Genomic DNA, 18,914 nt, shown 5'->3' with positions numbered 1-18,914 from the left:
AGTCAATGTGTGCATCAGTGTGGGAGTATGTCACACAAAGTGTCGTTCGATCAGGGTCGGAATTTGCTGGGGAGCCACTTGGCTGTAGCGAGCTTTGTCTGGCATCATCACCAGGTTGGGGCCATGTTTGCACTGTTTGAGGCAGCCAGTTTCTTTAATCTTGACTTGGTCTTCTAAGCCATGGTCCTTTAAACTCGATGCGATCGCATTACAGACCGCTTGACCCCCGCGTTTCCGACAACTGGATTTCTGACAAACTAAAATACTCGCTTTCCGGCTGGGAGTTTTGGTTCCCAAAACAGTTGTTGGCTGGTGGTGGGGGGGAGCAGCAAGGCTCACCTCATAGGCTTTCAGTTTCAGTTTTCCAGTTTTGAGCTTTAGTTTGCTGGTGCCACTCACCTCAATCCATGCCCCAGGGATAATGGCTGGATCCAAGCTCTTTCTGAGAGGTTTAGATAACTTAATCCAATATTCGATATCTGAAACAGTAATTCTTAAGTACTTGATTTTATAGCCATCCTTAATGACAAAGTCTAATAACTGTCCTACTACACTAAACTCTGAGACTGGCTGTTTCAACTTAGACATAGTTATTTACCTCTAGGAAAACTGTTTTTCTTTAATCAACCTTAAAAATTGCCATTTTTGTGGACTTAATCTTTATAATGTGCTGGGTTTAAGCAGATTTTGCCAAAACCAATCCAGTTCACGGAGTCGTGACTAATAGAAAATCTCTCTCAACTAATCTATCACAAATAATCGTCAATAGAGCTTCTTAAAAAGTTAAAAATTGTGTTATTAGCGACATTTGGGAGTCTAGATTAAATAAGATGATATGTGTTAGCCTACTTAAAGGCTTGGCAATAAGCCACACTTAATGAGAACAAGAGGAGAACACTATTATGTCTACAACTCAGGGTCTACTACGCTCCTTTGGTGAAATTGCTGACAATCCAATTTTGCTGGAAAAAAACGTTACCACCCCTGTTTGTGAAGGATTAAACATTGCTTTAGCCAGCTTCCAAGGGTTGTACCTGCAATATCAAAAGCACCACTTTGTTGTGGAAGGAGCAGAATTTTACTCCTTGCATAAATTCTTTGAAGAAAGCTACGAGGATGCTGAGGATCATGTCCATGACTTAGGAGAGCGTTTGAATGGACTAGGAGGAATTCCAGCCGCTAGTTTTACCAAATTAGCTGAATTGTGCTGCTTCACTCCTGAATCTGATGGAGTTTACAACTCTCGCCAGATGGTAGAGCATGACTTGGCAGCTGAGCAGTCAATCATTCAGTTAGTACGCAGTCAAGCCGCTCAAGCAGAAAGCCTGGGCGATCGTGGCACCCGCTATCTCTATGAGAAAATCTTGCTCAAAACTGAAGAGCGAGCTTATCACTTGAGTCATTTCCTTGCTCCGGACAGCCTAGTCCTGGGATTTATCGGCAATGGAGGAAACTAAACCTACTTAAACTGAGATCTTGCACCATTATCATGAATCGTAGAATCGTAGGGTGGGCAGTGCCTACCAACGTGCTTTGCAAGCTTGATTATCTGTCTGATCCACTGCCCACCCTACATCAACTGAGTACTTGCACCATTGTCATCAATCTTAGGGTGGGCAGTGCCTACCAACGTGCTTTGCAAGCTTGATTATCTGTCTGATCCACTGCCCACCCTACATCAACTACATCAACTTAAACCTACTTTCTGACTCGCCCTTTGCATCAAGAAAAAAAATTTGAGGGTTGACCGTCAACCCTCAAGTCTCAACTGTGAACAAATATAAACTATAAAACGGAGAGGGGGAGATTCGAACTCCCGGAGCCTTTCGGCTCGCTCGATTTCAAGTCGAGTGCAATCGACCACTCTGCCACCTCTCCAGGCAAATCTATATTAACAATCCGTGGGCTCGGATGGCGACTATTTCTAGCCAGTTAAAAACTTTGTTTTATACCAGCAACGCTTCAGAAGCCTGTTGACACTCCCCGCCCTGGAAGGACGGGGATTCTTGCTTGGCCTATGGCCACGCTACGCGAACAACGGGGGGACTTGTTTAACCAGGCCGAAGCCAGGAAAAATAGAGGTCTCCTCGACCCAAGCGTATTTGGTCTATGACCTAGGTTTCGGTGTGCCCCACCGTACCTAAACTAATTAACAAATTTAGATAAACATTTTTTTGGGATCTTAGACCTTCATAGACTCCCAAATCGTTAGACTTGATTGTGCAACCTGATTATCTCAAAACAGGTTTTTTACACTGTCTACTTATTCAAGATCCTGTTTATCTAGAATATTTTTTCGTTATGTCTTTATCTTAACACAAACCCGTCCTGTAAGGACGGGGCTTTAGACCAAAATTTTTGGTAAAGTAATTCTTCAGATACTACTGAGTAATCCTTACCCACCCAGACCAGGGAGACTTGATCCACTATACCGCCTTTGAGAGACACTATCGAAAAATTCCGCAATCGGTCTGTATCGGTTTGGATAATTCGAGGGACACTAGCTGCATTTAAGTATACAGTCCCTTCCGGACTAGTAACAATCATGGTTCGTAGTCGGTCTTTGGTGTGCTTTAGGATGTGGTGCATATGACCAAAGGTGACTAAGGGAATGTTTTTACCCAAGGCATAGGTTTTTGCGATCGCATCTTCCAAATCCGGGTCCCCATGATCACCACCAGCAGGATACCAGTCTTTACCACAGGGAGCTTCTGCTTGATCACCTAGTCCCGTCGGACCATTATGACCGATCAAGATTACCGTTTCGTAAGCCGCACTACCCGCTGCTGCTACAATGCGCTCAACGGATTCAGAAAAGCTATTAATCCCATACTGTTGCCTGTAAAACTTCTTATTTCGCCAAGTCTGCCCGCCCCAACTGTAAGGGCGAGCACCAACTACAGAGAGATTCAAATCTGGGAAGTCAAGGTAACCATAACCCACATGGGTTGACCCCAGTAGGTCCAACTGTTGCTGTACCCTATCTTCTACTTCATGGTCATAAGGACACTTTTTCCTCCCCCATTCCGAGGCAGTATACCAAGCATCATGGTTTCCCATAATCACTGCCTTGGGTAGGTCAATAGCAGCAATCATCTGGACTATATCCACCGCCTCATTGCCGAAATCCCCGACAAATAAGACCAGATCCACACCCAACTGCTCAAGAGCTATAGCATCTTCCGCTTCCCACAGTTGATGAATGTCCCCAACAACGGCAATTTGGATTGATTGTTTTTGATGAATGGTCATGCTTGTGTTACTATCGCCCCTTCTCCAGCATAAAGGCAAAAGGACCAACAGTAATATGAAATCCAAAAAAGAATACTACATATCACCCCATTATCCCATTATCCTATTATCCGATCACCCCTTTGCACAGCAGTGTTTCTTAGGTTCCGGATCGAGCATTTGGTGCCTGAAGAATAGATTAAGTGTAACTTTCCTTGAGGAGTGTCTAACGGTACTGAGGTATTCGTGATGGCTGATCTGAAACTATGCGGTGCGACCCGTGATGGCGAGCAATCCCTCGCCATCACGGAAAGCGCACCGGTGGCAAATTCTACCGTCTCTACTCTCTGTCCCCCCTTAGGGCTGTTTAATCTGCTCAATAGTATCTAGTCTGACGGGCAGATAGGGGAAATAGCTCAGATCACGGAGATCAGAAATACTTTATTCTTCCATTGTTCCATTCTTCGGCACCTTCGGCCTATTCCTCTCCTTGCTGTGAAGCACCATGAACACTTTCACAGGAAACATCAACGTAAGCGGTTAGTAAGAAGCGTATGTCTAGACTAGCGTTTAGCCCAGGGGCAGGACCAGAACAGTTAATCAATGGACGTTATCAAGTTATTGACATCCTTAAAAGTGTGAGCTGGGGTCAAACTTATATTGCGCTAGACACTTACCGACCGGGAAATCCCCAATGTATTGTTAGACAATTCCGTCCTGTTAGTGATGACCCTGACTGCTGGCAAGCTGCAAAAGATATATTTCGTCGTGAAACTAAAATTTTGGAGATTATCTGTCAGCATGACCAAGTTGGCAAAATTTTAGATTGCCTAGAAATTGACCATAGCTTCTACATAGTTCAAGATTTCATCCCTGGACGACCCCTGAGTGAGGAACTCAATCAACCTTGGACTGAAAGCAGAGTAATCAATCTGCTACAAGAGGTTTTAGAAATTTTGGCATTTGTCCATCGCCAAGGGGTGATTCATGGTGATATCAAGCCAGACAATCTGATCAGACGATCAGAAGATAGCAAATTAGTTTTAACTGACTTTAGCGGTATTAAGCAGGTGCGGACACCATTAGTTGGTGTTCAATTTAGTGCCATAGCGGCTTTGGGAGCATTCGGGTATATACCAACAGAGCAGGTTCTGGGTAAACCTCGTCCCTGTAGTGACCTATATGCTGTAGGGATGATTGGCATTGAGGCACTCACAGGACTCAAACCCATACAGCTAGAAGAAGACCCATTAACCGGAGAAGCCCTTTGGCAGGACTACGCCACAGTCACTAAAGATTTCGCTGCCATTATTCAGCAGATGGTGCGCTATTACTTCAAAGACCGTTACCAGTCTGCTGATCAGGTTTTGGAGGCACTCCATTCCTTAACTAGTTCTAAACCATCTATAAACTTACCAATGTCCCCAGCACCACCAACATCCCCAAACCCCTACAAAGAAAAAACTGACGATACTCTGCTTGAGCCAATTGAACCAGAGACTCTTCAAACCGAGGAAACAGAGGAAACAGAGGAAACAGAGGAAACTGATTTTCCCTATGTGCCTACTATTCCTAAAAGAAGGGCTAGTGGACTTAATCTCACCGCAATCGGAGTTTCCACATATCTAGCCTTACTAGTCGTAGCTGGAGGCTACTTTTTACTCAAGACTCCCAACCAGGCAGAAACTAAGCTAGCACAGGCTGAGCAAAAGTACCAGGAAGGAGATTTAGAAGCAGCACTGAACCTGGTAAAATCGATTCCGGAAGATAGTGAAGACTATCAGGATGCTCAAAATGCGATCGCTCAGTGGAAAAAAGATTGGCAAGATGCCAAAGCCCTATTCCCCCTGATCAAAACCGCCTTTGACCAACAGAAGTGGCTAGAGGTAGTTGAGCAGGCTAGCCAGATTCCTAATATTGTCTTCTGGCAACAGCAAATAGAACCTATGGTCAGCCAAGCTCAAGCCAATCTTGAGCAGGAAGCTTACCAGTTACTAGAGCAAGCTTATAAGCAGGCTATCGAGAGAGACTTTACCGGTGCACTCAACACATTTAAACAAATCCCAAAGGGAACAAAAGCCTACGCTACAATTCAAGAAAAAGTTCCTGAGTACACTCAAAAGCGAAACATCAAAGCGAACTTTCTTCTTCAGCAGGCTTACAATCGAGCCGCTCAGCAAGACTTTACCGGTGCATTGGTATATTTGAAAAAAGTTCCTAAACATACCGATGCCTATCCTAAGGCTCAGGAAAAAATTGTTGACTATACCGCTAAGCAGGAAATTAGGGCTAACTATCTCTTAAAGATGGCTGATAATCAAGCTGTTTTGAACAACTACACTAAGGCTTTGGATTATTTGAAACAAATTCCTGAAGGTACCTCCGCCTATCCCAGAGCTCAAGCCAAAATTCAGCAGTATACTCGATAGTCAAACCACCTTTTAGTTAATCAGATCAAATCTGGTTGACTAATCATCATAGTTTTTCTCTGGTAATGGATAATTGGTAATTATTAATTAATAATTATTTAACGATTATCCATCACATACTTATTACCACCAAAAAAATATTGTCTATTTACGTCTGTAGATATCTAGCCTAACAAGTCTCTATATTTGAATAATATTCGTTTAATTTCACTAACATTATAGCATTTATCAAATAGTTGAGGTACACAAGTTTTTGATTTTAGTGAACTTCGGTACAGAGAATAGTGAATAGGTAAAAAATCCTGTGTACCTCATTAATATAAGAACCGCTATAGTTGAATCTTCAACCTAGATTAATCATCATAAATCCGCGCCTCTAGTGCGCTGGGATTTTCTTCGCAGTAAAGCTCAAAATTGCTTTTTGGCTTCTCCACGAAATCACTCTTTTTAAGGATATCGCTGATGGAAATAATACCCAGTAATTTGCTCTTTACGACTGGAGCTCTACGGGTACGGGTATTGGCAAACAATCGCGCTACATATTCCACACCCAACTCAGGATTCACCACAATACAGGGTTTGGTCATAATCTCATAGACACGCATTTCCTTTGGGTCTTTACCGTAGGCCGCTACTTTGTAGATTATGTCTGTCTCGGTCACAATTCCGTAGGGGTCATCATCATGGCGGCGTTCCACAATCAGAGCACGCAGTCCCTTATCCTTCATTAGCTTCACAGCTTCAGCAATTGTTGCTGAGCCGCTAATGGTGACTACGTCTGTGGTCATAATCTGTTCAGCTTTCATCATAATTACTATCTCCGTGAAAATATTTCCAGGACTTACGCAGTAACTGTCTCTTTAAGGTGCGTTAATAACACATCCTACTACTTATATATTTTCTAGAAATTTTCTATATTTTGGTACCCAGTTTTGCCTAAGTCCTGATTTTTTATAAAACTCAACAAACAATTGTCAGGTAGTGAGGTGAATCAACAATGGAGGTATGAATTTCATCCCCACGGCTTTCTCCCGAAGGATGGCTGGTAAAGGTACTTAGTAGGAGATAGCAGCTCTTTTTTAGTCTATCTTTTTTTAGCCTACAGTAGTTAATTGATATTTCCTACTAGCCACTAACCTGTTGCGGCGATTCATCCCTACTTCTATAAGAGCAGGACTTTCTCTGTGCACTACTTCGGTAAATTTGCCGGAATTAGCCATAACTTGTCTACCTGGTGCGTAAGCTTCAATCACATTACCGCTTACAGAACACATCACCATTAAATAGTCACAAACTGGGCATTCAGTTTTGGTGACCTGGTCTCCAGCACAAGCATAATGTGATGCTTGAGAACCGATTAAGTAGTGACGTTGAGCCATATTCCCACAGTTGGGACATCGGACTGATTGAGTTGTCTCCATTGCCGATTCTCCTCATTTACAGGTCATTGCTTGAAGGAAATAAGTCAGAATTAAACTCAGAATACAGAAATTTTGGAAAATTTTTCGGTTTTTAATTAAACCTAAAGTTGCTTTTCAATTGCGTCAGTAAATTTATCATACGGAGCAACTCCCACAATATTTTCTACCAGCTCACCGCCCTTAAAAATAAGCACAGCAGGAATACTGCGGATACTGTATTTTTTTGCAGTAGCTTTGTCGGCGTCAATATCGATTTTTACTACCTGAACGCGATCTTTGTATTCTTCAGCAAGTTGTTCCATTAAAGGACTAATTTTACGACATGGACCACACCAAGGGGCTGTAAAATCAACGACTACTGGTACTTCAGAGGTTAAAATTGAATCAAATTCACTGTCTTTGATGTAAGCCACTGTACTCATGATATATTCCTTAAATTTTTCAAAACTACCACAAACTTATAGTCAACGATCAACGGTAAACAGTCAACAACAGTCAACATGGTTACCCCTGTTATCTTCCCTTAAAAAGAGGGGCGGTTAATCGGTTTGAATAGCTGTAATAACCAGGATGGCTAAGGCTATAGTTTGGTTTACCATGGTTGTATGAAGTTGCTTGATGCATTAAGTTATGGCTGCTGAGGAATTGGAATGGGATAGCCTGATCGAAAGGCTAAACCAAGGTAGACAAGCGAAGGCAACTATGGGTGGCTATGCAGGTTATGGTTCACCGGCCTTCGGTCAACGGGCCCTAAATGGTGAGTTGGTGGATGATCCCCAAGAACAGCATGTAATTGAGTTAATTCGCCGTCACCATAAATCGGGCAAGTCATTACAACAAATTGCTAACTGGCTCAATCAACAGGGCTATACAACCAAGCGTGGTCAGCAGTGGAAACGGATCTCGGTTAAGCGGGTTTTAGACCGGCTATACGGTAGAACCCCTAGGGTGTCTACTTTGCCTCAAAACCCCAGTCAAGGGAACTTAAAAGAGTAAACTCCGAGCTGGTAAAGTAGTTAGAACACCTTAAACAGAAAGTTAGATAAGCCAGGGAAGCTGATCGGACAATTCCATAGGACAATCCCATCGGACAATTGCCAAGCTAGGTCAGCAATGCCTAATTATTTGCCCCTAAGCCCATATGGCGAAAGTCCCAGTCTCCCTGGCAACCTCTGAAAGCCAAAAGCTATGTCATATAAGGGTTAAAGATGATTTTGCTGTAACATCTATTTATTATATACCTTTATAGAAGTTATGTGCATATTATTTCTGGATTTGCGGGATTTGTCCGTAACATCCCTCTACAAAACCCAGGGTTACCAGTATCTTGATGGGTTTTGTCTTTATGATTAAGCAGTTCATCTATCTTCGGCGTGGAGACTCCCGTTAAGCGCGAAGCTTAACGGTGAGCAGGATTCGCCGCCCTGCTCGCTTTGTATGACTTCACAATAAGTGGTGTATAATGTGAGTATGATTCAACGTGCCTATCGCTATCGCTTTTACCCAACGACCGAGCAAGAAACTCTCTTGCGACGGACACTGGGTTGTACTCGGTTGGTTTACAACATGGCTTTAGCTGCTAGGACTCAAGCTTGGTATGAGAATCAAGAACGAGTTGGGTATGCACAAACATCCTCAATGCTAACAAGTTGGAAAAAGCAAGAAGAGCTTAGTTTCCTTAATGAGGTTAGCTGTGTACCGCTTCAACAAGGCTTGAGGAACCTTAAAAAAGCATTTGCGAATTTCTGGGCAGGACGTGCTAAATATCCCAATTTCAAAAAGAAACATAATGGCGGTAGTGCTGAATTTACTAAGTCGGCTTTCCGTTGGAAGAATGGGCAAGTATTTTTAGCTAAATGCTCTGAGCACTTGCCAATCCGATGGAGTAGACAAATACCTGAAAATTGCACTCCTTCTACTATTACTGTCAAGTTGGATGCTAGAGGACGTTGGTATGTATCTATTCTGGTAGATGACCATACTATTAAGCCTTTGCCAAAAACTGATAAGTCTATCGGTTTGGATGTGGGAATAAATAGCTTGATCGCTACTAGTGACGGAGAAAAGATTACTAATCCCAAGCACTTTAAGGGGTTACACAAGAAATTAAGACGTGTTCAAAAAGTCCTGTCTCGCAAGAAGAAAGGTTCTAAAAACCGACAAAAAGCTAGACTAAAAGTAGCTAAAGTACATGGACACATAACTGATACCCGTAAAGACTTTTTGCATAAGCTGACTACTCAACTGGTACGCGAAAACCAAACGATTGTCGTTGAGGATTTAGCTATAAAAAACATGGTTAAGAACCATAAACTTGCCCTTGCTATTAGCGACGCTAGTTGGGGGGAATTAACTAGACAACTGGATTACAAATGCCAGTGGTATGGTCGAGACTTAATTAAGATTGACCGATGGTTTCCTAGTTCTAAAAGATGTGGGAACTGTGGGCATATCGTTGATAAAATGCCGTTGGATATTAGGGAGTGGAAGTGTCCTGAATGTGGGATTATCCATGACCGTGATATCAACGCGAGTCAGAATATTTTGGCGGCAGGACTTGCCGTGTCAGTCTGTGGAGCGAACATAAGACCTGACAACCATAAGGTTGAAGGGCAGTTGCGAAAATCCCGTTCGCGTAGTGTCGGCTTTGCCGAAACGGGAAGGAAACAGAAACCTAAATCGTGAGGTTTGGGAATCCCCCACAAAGCGCGGTAGCTTAGTGGCGGGAGGATGTCAAGGATATGCGTTCGCACAAGCGCGGAAGCTGAGGCCGTAGGCCACGCTACGCGAACGCTTCATCGCGCAACTGCTGGCAAGAATGAAGCCAATCCCATTCGCAGACAGACTAAAAATCCTTGACTGAGCAGTCTGAGTAAATACACCAGCGCCATAGTTTGTAGCGGTTGGCGGCGGTTGTAGGTCACGGAATTTCACCCATCAAATTAATTATGCAACTCAACGATCGACTTATCTGCGCCCCAGCCCTAGAAGAAGCAATTGACCATCAGCCTTTGATCGTTGCTCCTGATACTCTCCTAATAGACATAATTGCTTTGATGAGTAAGGAGGGAGGCAAAAGTTGTTCATTGCCCAATTTATACTCACCATCAGACCAGCTCAGCATTCGTGAGCCACGGTCTAGCTGCGTTTTGGTAATGCACTCAGACCAGTTGCTGGGAATCTTTACTGAGCGGGATATTGTCCGGCTAACAGCTAATGGAATTAACTTTGAAGAGGTAACAGTAGCTGAATTCATGGCACAGCCTGTGATTACGTTTCCTCAAACTGCTTGTCGGGATATCTTTGCCGCCTTATTCCTATTTCGTCGGTATCGGATTCGCCACTTACCAATTGTGGATGATCACGGTCAGCTCGTGGGTGTTGTTTCACCAGAGCGAATTCGCCAGGTATTGCGACCAGCCAATCTGCTGAAGTTACGGCGGGTATCAGAAGTGATGACCCCTCAGGTGGTTAATGCCCTTCCAACTGTCTCAGTATTGAGTTTAGCCCGACTCATGAATAAGCACCGAGTTAGTTGTGTGGTCATTACCTCCGACCATGGAGAGGATAGCTGTATGCCAGTGGGGATTGTCACAGAGCGGGATATTGTCCAATTTCAGTCTCTCAAGCTGAATTTGTCTAAAGTCCAGGCTCAGGATGTCATGAGTACACCTCTATTTCTGCTGAGTCCTGAAGATTCTCTATGGACAGCTCATCAGGAAATGCAAAAGCGTCGTGTGCGGCGATTGGTGGTGTCTTGGAATTGGGGTCAAGGAATCGGTATTGTCACCCAAACCACCCTGCTGCGAGTGTTTGACCCAATGGAAATGTATGGCATTGTGGAGACATTGCAGCAAACCGTTGAGCAATTAGACCCAGCCAAAGAATCCGTTAACAAATCCCACAAAGCCATTACCCCTGGTGAGCAGTCTGGGGAGGTGCCAGAAAATGCGATCGCTTTATCAGGAGATATGTTTAATCATAAATCAGAGCCACCCAACAGAGACCAAAACAGAGACGAAAACAGAGAACTAACAGTGATTTTGTCACAACCGATAGAGGCTCAAGGATTAAATCATTCCCAACAGTGTGAGGCTTTCAAATATCCCAAAAGTAACTTGGGTACCAGTCAAGATTATCAACTGTGTATCCTGCTCAACACTATTCAAGCTATTCTAGAGAACCTACTTAACCAATCTAACCTATCCTCAGAATTACGTCAAAGCCAGCTTAATTCAGCCTTAGATAATGTTGATCAAATGCGAGAGATAATACAGAAAGCCCAAAACCAGTCTTGTCGGGATCAGGTCGTGGTAGATCAGCTAGGTACTTCTAGCAGTTAAGGTAATCGAGATTTAATCGGCATATTTGACTTGCTCTGAGTTTTTTAAAGGGTGTTCCCCTGATGCTTCCCTTATCGGGTAGGTTAACTGTCAACAACAACTAATTGGAATTCCTTGAGTGCTGGTAAAAAGTTTTTGTTTTCATGACTAGGGCGCGTCAGTTTAATCAGGGCAAAACGTTGGATAGGAGTTAGTGCTGCCCACTGTTGAGTAGTTACTACGACTCCAAATTCCATAGCTTTTTCCGCCACGGTAGCTGGAATGAGCTGAGAATTCATCCAGGGAGCTTGGGGATCAACAGGTAAATTAGAAGCCGGTTTTCCTGTATAGTTTATAACTAGGTGTTGAACATAGTCTCCATACTTTTGGATTGACTCGGTCGTAGTGCAGGGTATCTCTACCAGTTGCTGACGCTCCTGTTGATTAAACTGATGCCAGTGGCTCAGTTTAAGTTTGATGCCGCAAGTGTCTAATTTCATCCGGACTTGCATAGGAATACAGCGTAAGGAATCCACAAAATCGGCTTCAAATTGGAAAAAATTAGTCATAATCTTCTCAAACTTATTCATTAATAATGTTTTCTTATGCTAGTACTCCGTATAATCCAGTAACTAATTGATAGAGATATAATGGCAATTGCTAATCCAATTACCTGGCTTCCAGAAGTTGTTTTAAGGTCAAGAATAATGATTTTACGGGCAACTGCAATTAAAGACGTAACAACAACTAACTCAAGTTGAATAACATGTTTTCGCAGATAAGCGGTTATATTCTCTAAAATTTCTAGTGCAATGAGAATATTTAGAAACAGTCCAAATATTTTGAAAAGTGTTTTGCTCAAAACTATTGCTTCTGGATTGGTTATTTCTTTAACTAGTGAAATAACTAGGCTACTAAGTGCCACCAATATTACCACCACCATCACCAAAGAGAGAACTTTGGAAACAAAACCCTCGAACAGATTTAGCCCGTATAAAAAATTCTCATCTTTGCCTGCATTTCTAAGTTTTTGGAAGAGTTGTCTTAACCGCCTCATAGGAATAGGTTAGTAAAAAGACAGATGATGGTTGATTTTAACACTTCGACGGGGTATTAACCTAACAGATGAGTCAATGTTGTGGTTGCCTTTCCCTGATGCCACCCCCCTTGTTCAACTATCACAATCTCTATGACGTCATAAAGCCAAGACGATCGGCAAGAGGGAGGCCGTTGCTGATTCATGCAATGATTGAGGGGAATTGGTAATTGGGAATTGGGAATTAGGAATTGGTCACTGACCCGACTAAACTTGACGGAGTTCCTTAGTTCAGTAACCCTAGAGGGAGAATAGACCCGAAGAGGGGACAGAGGGGGCAGATTGACCATGATATTTGTCACAAAAATTTACATTGGGGGTGGAGCAAGATTTAGTAAACATATAGTAAAGATTTCATTAAAGTTCCCTTTAGGTTGAGGAGGGTGACATATAGGTCCTAGATTTCCATGTCAGCTTACTCAAGATTACGTGAAGATTGTGTGAAATTTGCGTAAATTTGGTAATTTTGTGAAAAAAATATGAAAAAAATGTGAATGTAGAAAAGAAATGTGAGTTTTCGCTTGACAATTACCCCTTGAATTTACTAGATTTCCTTTTGTAGATGAACAAAGTTTCACGTTCAAGATCATCGGCGTGAAATATAACTTCATCAACCTTACAGCCAAACCAATCCAATTTTGGATTTGTCTTTTTTGAAAGAATCAAAGAGGGTAACTATGCTCAAGGTAGTGATTTTATTGTTTCAGCTCACTCGGCCAGCTTTTTTAATAGAACTTGTAACTACTTCAGGCTAGACTTTATGGAGCTAAGGCTGAGTAGATATACTCAAAGCGCTCAGCTCAGCATTTAGCCACACAGAAACTCTAGATAAAAACTCTAGAATATTTGTAAATTCAGGTGCTCATTTGTTTCGGTGTCTAGGTGTTTGGGGATTTACTCCAGACAACATAAAAGCTTTCTGTCTAAAGACAGAGGAATTTAAAGAGGGTTTGTATTTGTTGTTGCGGGTGCCTGAAATAGGATCAATCTTTCACTACATCTGCGCTTAGTCTATGTAGGCAAGCCTCTGGTATTGTGAAAAATTAGGTGTCACATTAGGTGTCACAACAGCATCAACTTTGAAAAAATCATCCAACAGACTCATGAACATACCATTAGGAAAGCGGAAGCCATCGCCGCATTCTCTAATCCAGCTTGTTACTAAGAGCTTTTCAGGGGTGCTTAGCAAATTGAACCTGAAAGCAGTAGGTTTAAATCCCACTGAGGACCCTAGCCATCCCTGGCAGTGCTGTGGGTTAACTATCTCGAACCGATTGCTGAGGGTTCTTAAATCTGACACCTCCGACACTGGTGTTGGCACTGAAGGCATTGAACAGGATAGCAGCTATTTCCGGAATGATGTGCTATCGTCAAACGTATCAGTCTCGGTGGGAGCAGAAAAGGGGCAAATCAGCTTACTGCAAGGGATGTTCAATCTCTTGAAAGTCTTCTTTGACATAACTGCAATTAATCAGCTGCCCGCAGTGCAAGGGACTCCTATGGGGCTGATTGGGAAAACTCAACCCCACTGGCAAGTATTTAGATTGGTAATCGATCTCAAACTAAAGTCGGTTCTAGTCCAGCAGTTGTTAAATCCATTGTGGCCAATGATCATGGTGGCATCTGTTGAGTGAGTCAGCCTCAACAGATGCCACCGATTAATCCTTGGGTTGAGAGTTTGTTATTGTCCCCCACGCTAGTTTGTACGCGCAAAGCGCGTTTATACAAAGCGTGTTTATACAGAGTTTAGACAAAGCGCTATGAGCTAAAAGCCCATAGTCAGCTATGTGGATAAATTGCAATAATCCAAAACCGGTTCCAAGGCTTAATTATTACCCCGGTGAACTGGCAACTTCCCTTTGCCAGTTGGGTATAGACCATTACAAGATGTCGTTAATTCTGGGTGACTACCATGGCAAAAAAATTGCTTTCAATAACTAGTAGACCATCAACTAGTAGAACATCTCAACCAACGTCAACCTCTACGAGCTCTGAACAAGTCATGACTAATGAGCAGCTTAACCAGGTCGTAGAAGCTATCATCGCAGGCAAGTATTCTTGGGCTTGTGTGTTAGTTCTGCGTTTTTCTGGCTACAACCCCCTCCATTACATCCCTTACCGAACCTACAATCGGTTAATCAAAGAAAATAGTCAAGCTGGTAAGCATCCAGTTGGCAAAACCCCTGTATCACAATCAAAGGTTGTTAGTAAGGTCTAGTCAGCTAAGCGGGAAATTTGGGAGATTGATCAAGTCTGAACTTAACCGCCTGCCTTGGTCAGTTTGATGGATTATTGATGCAGAGCCTAGTTTTCAACGTCTTCCCGTTTAATCTGTTGAACTCCACTCGCATCAACCGCGCTATCTGCTTACATCCAGCTGACATCTATTGGCTTAATGAGCTGGCTCAGACTTGACCTCCTATCTCCCTATCCCCAACCCTTATGGGTTTACTTTACACCAGATGCTATAGGGGGAATTTAAAGTTTCAATGAAGTTTACTTAAAGTTTTGGTGAAGTTTTTGTGAATTATTGGTAAAGAGTCGGTTAGTGACTTGACAAAAACTAGGCTATTAGATAACTAAATGTAGTTAATTGTAAATGGTTAATTGTAAATGGTTAATTGTTAAAAATCAATTTTCAATGTTTAACATATGAAGAATATAATCAGGGATTCGGCAGAGCCTGGGAAACCACCGTCTTCTATCAACCCAGACCCTGCTAGCAATTTATCAGTGGTGCTTCAAAGCTTGACCCTAGACTCAGTCGATCCAAAGCTCAACTATGAATTTAGTCAATCATTTGACCTTGAGCAATTCCAGTTAGGGGATAAAATCCTTGCCTATACTAGACCAGAGCTATCCCAAGATTCTGTTCAGATTGAACAAGACCACCAATATCTTTACCTAGTTTGTCAGGGGCGGATACGACTACTAGGCTTTGATGCTGAAAAACAGCGGGAGGTTTCCATACAGGTACTCGAAGAAGGGGAAACCTTTGGTGCCTATGATCTCTTAGGTAGTCTATCCTATCCTTACAGAGCGATCGCAGCGAGTTCAGGACAAGTTGCTCGTATTTCGCTAAATCAACTCTTGCCTTGGTTGGAACGGTTGCCAAAGTGGTCGGAAATCCTGGGGAAACAAGCCCAGCACCGGCAATGCCTAATTTTCTTCAAGACTTTGACCAAATTGCGTACGCTTAACGGTGTTACCCTAAATCAACTGTTGCCCTACATCGTAGAAACACGAATTGAGGCTGGGGAGTCTCTGGTGTCCTGTTCCCAAGCTGGGCATTGCTGGCTACGTAGTGGTCAAATGGGAACGCCAGAAGGAACAGAGGAAAATTCCTCTGCCCCATTTCCTAGCATCGGAGAAAGTTGGGGATATCCGATGTCAGTACCAACAAATTGGATTGCCCAAACTGATGTATTGCTTTACCAGCTGCCTCAAGAGCATTGGCAAGCGGCTTGCGCGATCGCACCAGTTTTGGATAACTCCACCGAGTCACCGGATCAGGAGAACAGGCAAACTGCTAAAAATGGTGACGGTAAATCTCCATCCCATCAACGCCTAGTTAACAAGACCCATACTCCGTCACCACATCCAAACCAGACTAGAGCACGACCGACTCGGCGAGTTTTAGAACCTCCTAAGCAACAAACGCCAAAAGAACCGAGTCAGTCAGAAAGCTTTGATTTTCCCAAACCAGCAAAGCAAGGTTGGAGATTCCTAAGGTTTTGGCAGCGCTATCCTTTTATTGAGCAGCAATCTTCCTCCGATTGTGGTGCTGCCTGCTTAGCCATGATTGGGCAGTATTGGGGCAAAAGGTTTGCTCTCAACTCCCTGCGGGAACTGGCGGGAGTGGGTCGTTCTGGTTCATCCCTCAAAGGTTTAGCTAAAGCAGCGGAAAGTTTAGGGTTTCAAGCTAGTCCAGTCAGGGCTTCTTTAGGTCGCTTAGCGGATCGGAGTAATCCTTGGATTGCTCACTGGCAAGGAGATCACTATATTGTTGTCTACCAGGTAAAGGGTAATAAGGTACTCGTTGCTGATCCAGCAGTGGGGAAGCGATCGCTTCCTCGCAAAGACTTTCTCCAAGGTTGGACTGGGTATGCCATGCTCTTGGATCCAACTCCCCAACTAGCAGTGATTCCCAGCGACAAACGTTCTCTAGGGCCGTTTTGGGGGTTGCTATGGCCCCATCGCTCAGTTCTGCTGCAAATTATCCTGGCTACCCTCATCCTTCAGGTTTTTGGTCTGATTACTCCCCTATTTACCCAGATCATTCTTGACCGGGTGATTATCAACAGAAGCCTTGTCACTCTCAATGTCTTCTCCATTGGTCTAATCATCTTTGGCCTTTGGACAATTGGGGTTAGTCTAACCAGACGCTACTTGCTCGACTATTTTTCTAATCGGCTTAGTCTCACCTTCATCAGTGGGTTCATAAACCATACCCTGACCTTACCCCTGAAGTTTTTTGAATCCCGCCAGGTGGGGGATATCCTGACCCGAATTCAGGAAACTGGAAAAATTCAGGGTTTTATAACTCAGCAAGCTATTGCTACTTGGCTAGATGTGGTGATGGTGTTTGTCTATATTGGACTGATGCTCTACTACAATTGGCGCTTAACCTTGCTGGTGCTGGCAACGATTTTACCCATCGCCATCTTGACTGTGATTGCCAGTCCCTTTCTACGCCAGGTGTCCAGGGAAATTTTTAAAGAAGCAGCTCAACAAAATTCTATGTTAGTGGAAATGATGTCAGGGGTTGCTACTGTAAAAACGGCGGCTTCAGAACAAGAAGTGCGCTGGCGCTGGGAAGATCGCCTCACCAATCAGTTGAATGTACAATTTAAAGGTAGAAACCTAGCGAACGGGTTGGGGTCAATTAGTTCTCTAATTAATACTCTCAGCAGCACCGCTTTACTTTGGTTTGGCGCTAGCTTAGTAATTAGTGAGCAGCTTACTATCGGTCAGTATGTCGCGTTTAATATGCTCATTGGCCGAGTGACTGGTCCAATTTTGGCTCTAGTGAATCTTTGGGATGAGTTTCAAGAAATCTTGGTGTCTGTAGAACGGCTGAATGATGTCTTATCTGCTAAGCCAGAGGAGAATCCTCAAGAACCGATGCTGGTTCTACCTGAGATTAAGGGTGATGTAATATTGGAAGATGTTACCTTCCGATACTCGGAGGATGAGGATCGCAATATCCTACAGAATATTTCCCTAGATATTAGGGCTGGAGAAACCATTGCTCTAGTGGGGCGCAGTGGCTCGGGCAAGAGTACCTTGGTGAAGCTACTCCAAGGTCTCTATCATCCGACTAATGGTCGTATTTTGATAGATGGACACGATATCCGCCATATTTCCCCCCAATCCTTGCGTTCTCAAATGGGTGTGGTACCCCAAGAATGTTTCTTGTTCTCGGGGACAATTGTCGAAAATATCACTCTCTACCGACCAGATTTCAGCCTCGATCAAGCCGTAGAGGTAGCCAAACTAGCAGAAGCCCATGCCTTTATTCAAGGTATGACTTTGGGATATAATACAAAAGTAGGAGAGCGAGGCTCTACCCTTTCTGGTGGACAACGACAAAGGATTGCCATAGCCCGAGCCCTATTGGGCAACCCCAAGATTCTGATTCTGGATGAAGCGACTAGCTCTCTAGATACAGAATCCGAGCGCCGCTTTCAACAAAACTTAGCTCGCATTAGTCGCGATCGCACTACCTTCATCATCGCCCACCGCCTCTCTACAGTGCGCAATGCTGACTGCATCCTTGTCCTAGACCGAGGTGTTCTGGTCGAGAAAGGCAACCATGAGGAACTCATGGATCGTCAAGGTCTTTACTATCATCTAGCGCAGCAGCAGCTAGATCTTTAATAGATCGTTAACAAGTGCTGATTAGTCATTAGTTATTAGTTATTAGTTATTTAGTCATTAGTCATTTGTAAATACCAACAGACCGTGGTTAGCCACAAAGGACTAATGACTAAGAAAATTTGAAGCTACCTATCACTATATCAAACTATGTAAAAATTTGCCAATTTGGCAACACAGTGATGTGAAAAGGACTAATGACTAAGGACAAATGAAATTTGAAGCTAGCTATCACTATGTCAAGCTTTGTAAAAAGCTGCCAAAAATCTGCCAATTTAGCAACATACTCAGATGAAATTGATCTTTTATCAGAAAAGTGGAAAAGCGCTGTGAGAATAGAAGGGGAGAAAAACGTGTTCAGATATGGCTCCACACCCATCTCGTAACAACCGTTTAGAATCCCCTGAGAATCCCCCATGATGCACACTGCGGCAGAGTTAAATTCCAATTCCTTTGTTTAATTCACTCCCATGCACCCCACCAAAGGTGAGACGGAGGTAACTTGGAGAGCCTAACCCTAAGGTCAGTCCTGCTCAAG

Annotated in this window: 17 protein-coding genes and 1 tRNA gene; 9 read left to right on the top strand and 9 right to left on the bottom strand. The window is 43.3% G+C overall.

Translation table 11 applies throughout. The annotated features are described in order from the left end of the window. Window positions 1-30 precede the first annotated feature (30 nt). Window positions 31-588: a (2Fe-2S) ferredoxin domain-containing protein gene (locus tag F6J90_RS03205; RefSeq protein ID WP_293091072.1), complete on the bottom strand. Its 558-nt coding sequence runs from the start codon at window positions 586-588 to the stop codon at window positions 31-33. Between the two features lie 314 nt (window positions 589-902). Here F6J90_RS03205 and F6J90_RS03200 point away from each other — a divergent pair, with 314 nt between their 5' ends. Continuing rightward, on the top strand, window positions 903-1,457 hold the full coding sequence (locus F6J90_RS03200; RefSeq protein WP_293091071.1) for a Dps family protein: 555 nt from the start codon (window positions 903-905) through the stop codon (window positions 1,455-1,457). Window positions 1,458-1,793: 336 nt separating this feature from the next. Here F6J90_RS03200 and F6J90_RS03195 read toward each other — a convergent pair. After that, a tRNA-Ser gene (locus tag F6J90_RS03195) sits at window positions 1,794-1,878 on the bottom strand. Between the two features lie 429 nt (window positions 1,879-2,307). Beyond that, window positions 2,308-3,252 carry a TIGR04168 family protein gene (locus F6J90_RS03190; RefSeq protein ID WP_293091070.1) on the bottom strand — a complete coding sequence of 315 codons (945 nt, stop codon included), beginning with the start codon at window positions 3,250-3,252 and terminating at the stop codon, window positions 2,308-2,310. 201 nt (window positions 3,253-3,453) lie between these two features. On the opposite strand from F6J90_RS03190, the gene F6J90_RS03185 reads away from it, so the two are divergent. Then, window positions 3,454-3,621 carry a hypothetical protein gene (locus F6J90_RS03185; protein WP_293091069.1) on the top strand — a complete coding sequence of 56 codons (168 nt, stop codon included), beginning with the start codon at window positions 3,454-3,456 and terminating at the stop codon, window positions 3,619-3,621. Between the two features lie 164 nt (window positions 3,622-3,785). Further along, on the top strand, window positions 3,786-5,660 hold the full coding sequence (locus tag F6J90_RS03180; protein WP_293091068.1) for a serine/threonine-protein kinase: 1,875 nt from the start codon (window positions 3,786-3,788) through the stop codon (window positions 5,658-5,660). A 353-nt stretch (window positions 5,661-6,013) separates the two neighbouring features. Here F6J90_RS03180 and F6J90_RS03175 read toward each other — a convergent pair whose 3' ends face one another. The 3 genes from F6J90_RS03175 to trxA all read right to left on the bottom strand — a co-directional run bounded on the left by F6J90_RS03175 (window position 6,014) and on the right by trxA (window position 7,503). Beyond that, the gene (locus F6J90_RS03175) at window positions 6,014-6,469 is read right to left on the bottom strand and encodes a CBS domain-containing protein (protein WP_293091067.1); all 456 of its coding nucleotides are present in this window, start codon (window positions 6,467-6,469) and stop codon (window positions 6,014-6,016) included. A gap of 285 nt (window positions 6,470-6,754) precedes the next feature. Next, entirely contained in the window at window positions 6,755-7,081 is a 327-nt protein-coding gene (locus F6J90_RS43395) for a hypothetical protein (protein ID WP_366513671.1), read from the bottom strand. Between the two features lie 101 nt (window positions 7,082-7,182). Continuing rightward, window positions 7,183-7,503, bottom strand: a complete 321-nt coding sequence (gene trxA, locus F6J90_RS03165) for a thioredoxin (RefSeq protein WP_293091066.1) — start codon at window positions 7,501-7,503, stop codon at window positions 7,183-7,185. A 208-nt stretch (window positions 7,504-7,711) separates the two neighbouring features. Between trxA and F6J90_RS03160 the strand changes: the two genes are divergently transcribed. The 3 genes from F6J90_RS03160 (at window position 7,712) to F6J90_RS03150 (ending at window position 11,424) form a co-directional block, all read left to right on the top strand. Next, window positions 7,712-8,077, top strand: a complete 366-nt coding sequence (locus F6J90_RS03160; RefSeq protein WP_293091065.1) for a recombinase family protein — start codon at window positions 7,712-7,714, stop codon at window positions 8,075-8,077. 474 nt (window positions 8,078-8,551) lie between these two features. Continuing rightward, window positions 8,552-9,766: an RNA-guided endonuclease TnpB family protein gene (locus tag F6J90_RS03155; protein ID WP_366513713.1), complete on the top strand. Its 1,215-nt coding sequence runs from the start codon at window positions 8,552-8,554 to the stop codon at window positions 9,764-9,766. A 263-nt stretch (window positions 9,767-10,029) separates the two neighbouring features. Further along, window positions 10,030-11,424, top strand: a complete 1,395-nt coding sequence (locus F6J90_RS03150; protein ID WP_293091064.1) for a CBS domain-containing protein — start codon at window positions 10,030-10,032, stop codon at window positions 11,422-11,424. Between the two features lie 83 nt (window positions 11,425-11,507). Here F6J90_RS03150 and F6J90_RS03145 read toward each other — a convergent pair whose 3' ends face one another. From F6J90_RS03145 to F6J90_RS03135, 3 genes are read right to left on the bottom strand one after another with little or no spacing between them, the layout of a single operon-like run. Beyond that, window positions 11,508-11,972 (bottom strand): nitrate reductase associated protein, encoded by a 465-nt coding sequence (locus F6J90_RS03145; RefSeq protein WP_293091063.1) that lies wholly within the window; start codon window positions 11,970-11,972, stop codon window positions 11,508-11,510. Window positions 11,973-11,992: 20 nt separating this feature from the next. Next, window positions 11,993-12,460, bottom strand: a complete 468-nt coding sequence (locus tag F6J90_RS03140; RefSeq protein WP_293091062.1) for a phosphate-starvation-inducible PsiE family protein — start codon at window positions 12,458-12,460, stop codon at window positions 11,993-11,995. Between the two features lie 56 nt (window positions 12,461-12,516). Further along, the gene (locus F6J90_RS03135; RefSeq protein WP_293091061.1) at window positions 12,517-12,789 is read right to left on the bottom strand and encodes a hypothetical protein; all 273 of its coding nucleotides are present in this window, start codon (window positions 12,787-12,789) and stop codon (window positions 12,517-12,519) included. 888 nt (window positions 12,790-13,677) lie between these two features. Between F6J90_RS03135 and F6J90_RS03130 the strand changes: the two genes are divergently transcribed. The 3 genes from F6J90_RS03130 (at window position 13,678) to F6J90_RS03120 (ending at window position 18,379) form a co-directional block, all read left to right on the top strand. Beyond that, window positions 13,678-14,133: a hypothetical protein gene (locus tag F6J90_RS03130; RefSeq protein WP_293091060.1), complete on the top strand. Its 456-nt coding sequence runs from the start codon at window positions 13,678-13,680 to the stop codon at window positions 14,131-14,133. A 278-nt stretch (window positions 14,134-14,411) separates the two neighbouring features. Next, window positions 14,412-14,717, top strand: coding sequence for a HetP family heterocyst commitment protein (locus tag F6J90_RS03125; protein WP_202970472.1), 306 nt, complete (start codon window positions 14,412-14,414; stop codon window positions 14,715-14,717). Between the two features lie 434 nt (window positions 14,718-15,151). Then, window positions 15,152-18,379, top strand: a complete 3,228-nt coding sequence (locus F6J90_RS03120) for a peptide cleavage/export ABC transporter (RefSeq protein WP_293091059.1) — start codon at window positions 15,152-15,154, stop codon at window positions 18,377-18,379. Window positions 18,380-18,914: the final 535 nt, after the last annotated feature.

It is taken from the genome of Moorena sp. SIOASIH, assembly GCF_010671925.1.
Lineage (GTDB): Bacteria > Cyanobacteriota > Cyanobacteriia > Cyanobacteriales > Coleofasciculaceae > Moorena.
Note: the sequence above shows the minus strand (reverse complement) of the source record. Positions and strands in the feature narration are given on the sequence as shown.

What these genes read in the sequence shown, in the direction of transcription:
- F6J90_RS03205 (WP_293091072.1), bottom strand. Translation starts at nt 588, where the DNA reads ATGTCTAAGTTGAAACAGCCAGTCTCAGAGTTTAGTGTAGTAGGACAG.
- F6J90_RS03200 (WP_293091071.1), top strand. Translation starts at nt 903, where the DNA reads ATGTCTACAACTCAGGGTCTACTACGCTCCTTTGGTGAAATTGCTGAC.
- F6J90_RS03190 (WP_293091070.1), bottom strand. Translation starts at nt 3,252, where the DNA reads ATGACCATTCATCAAAAACAATCAATCCAAATTGCCGTTGTTGGGGAC.
- F6J90_RS03180 (WP_293091068.1), top strand. Translation starts at nt 3,786, where the DNA reads ATGTCTAGACTAGCGTTTAGCCCAGGGGCAGGACCAGAACAGTTAATC.
- F6J90_RS03175 (WP_293091067.1), bottom strand. Translation starts at nt 6,469, where the DNA reads ATGATGAAAGCTGAACAGATTATGACCACAGACGTAGTCACCATTAGC.
- F6J90_RS43395 (WP_366513671.1), bottom strand. Translation starts at nt 7,081, where the DNA reads ATGGAGACAACTCAATCAGTCCGATGTCCCAACTGTGGGAATATGGCT.
- trxA (WP_293091066.1), bottom strand. Translation starts at nt 7,503, where the DNA reads ATGAGTACAGTGGCTTACATCAAAGACAGTGAATTTGATTCAATTTTA.
- F6J90_RS03160 (WP_293091065.1), top strand. Translation starts at nt 7,712, where the DNA reads ATGGCTGCTGAGGAATTGGAATGGGATAGCCTGATCGAAAGGCTAAAC.
- F6J90_RS03155 (WP_366513713.1), top strand. Translation starts at nt 8,552, where the DNA reads ATGATTCAACGTGCCTATCGCTATCGCTTTTACCCAACGACCGAGCAA.
- F6J90_RS03150 (WP_293091064.1), top strand. Translation starts at nt 10,030, where the DNA reads ATGCAACTCAACGATCGACTTATCTGCGCCCCAGCCCTAGAAGAAGCA.
- F6J90_RS03145 (WP_293091063.1), bottom strand. Translation starts at nt 11,972, where the DNA reads ATGACTAATTTTTTCCAATTTGAAGCCGATTTTGTGGATTCCTTACGC.
- F6J90_RS03140 (WP_293091062.1), bottom strand. Translation starts at nt 12,460, where the DNA reads ATGAGGCGGTTAAGACAACTCTTCCAAAAACTTAGAAATGCAGGCAAA.
- F6J90_RS03135 (WP_293091061.1), bottom strand. Translation starts at nt 12,789, where the DNA reads ATGGTCAATCTGCCCCCTCTGTCCCCTCTTCGGGTCTATTCTCCCTCT.
- F6J90_RS03125 (WP_202970472.1), top strand. Translation starts at nt 14,412, where the DNA reads ATGGCAAAAAAATTGCTTTCAATAACTAGTAGACCATCAACTAGTAGA.
- F6J90_RS03120 (WP_293091059.1), top strand. Translation starts at nt 15,152, where the DNA reads ATGAAGAATATAATCAGGGATTCGGCAGAGCCTGGGAAACCACCGTCT.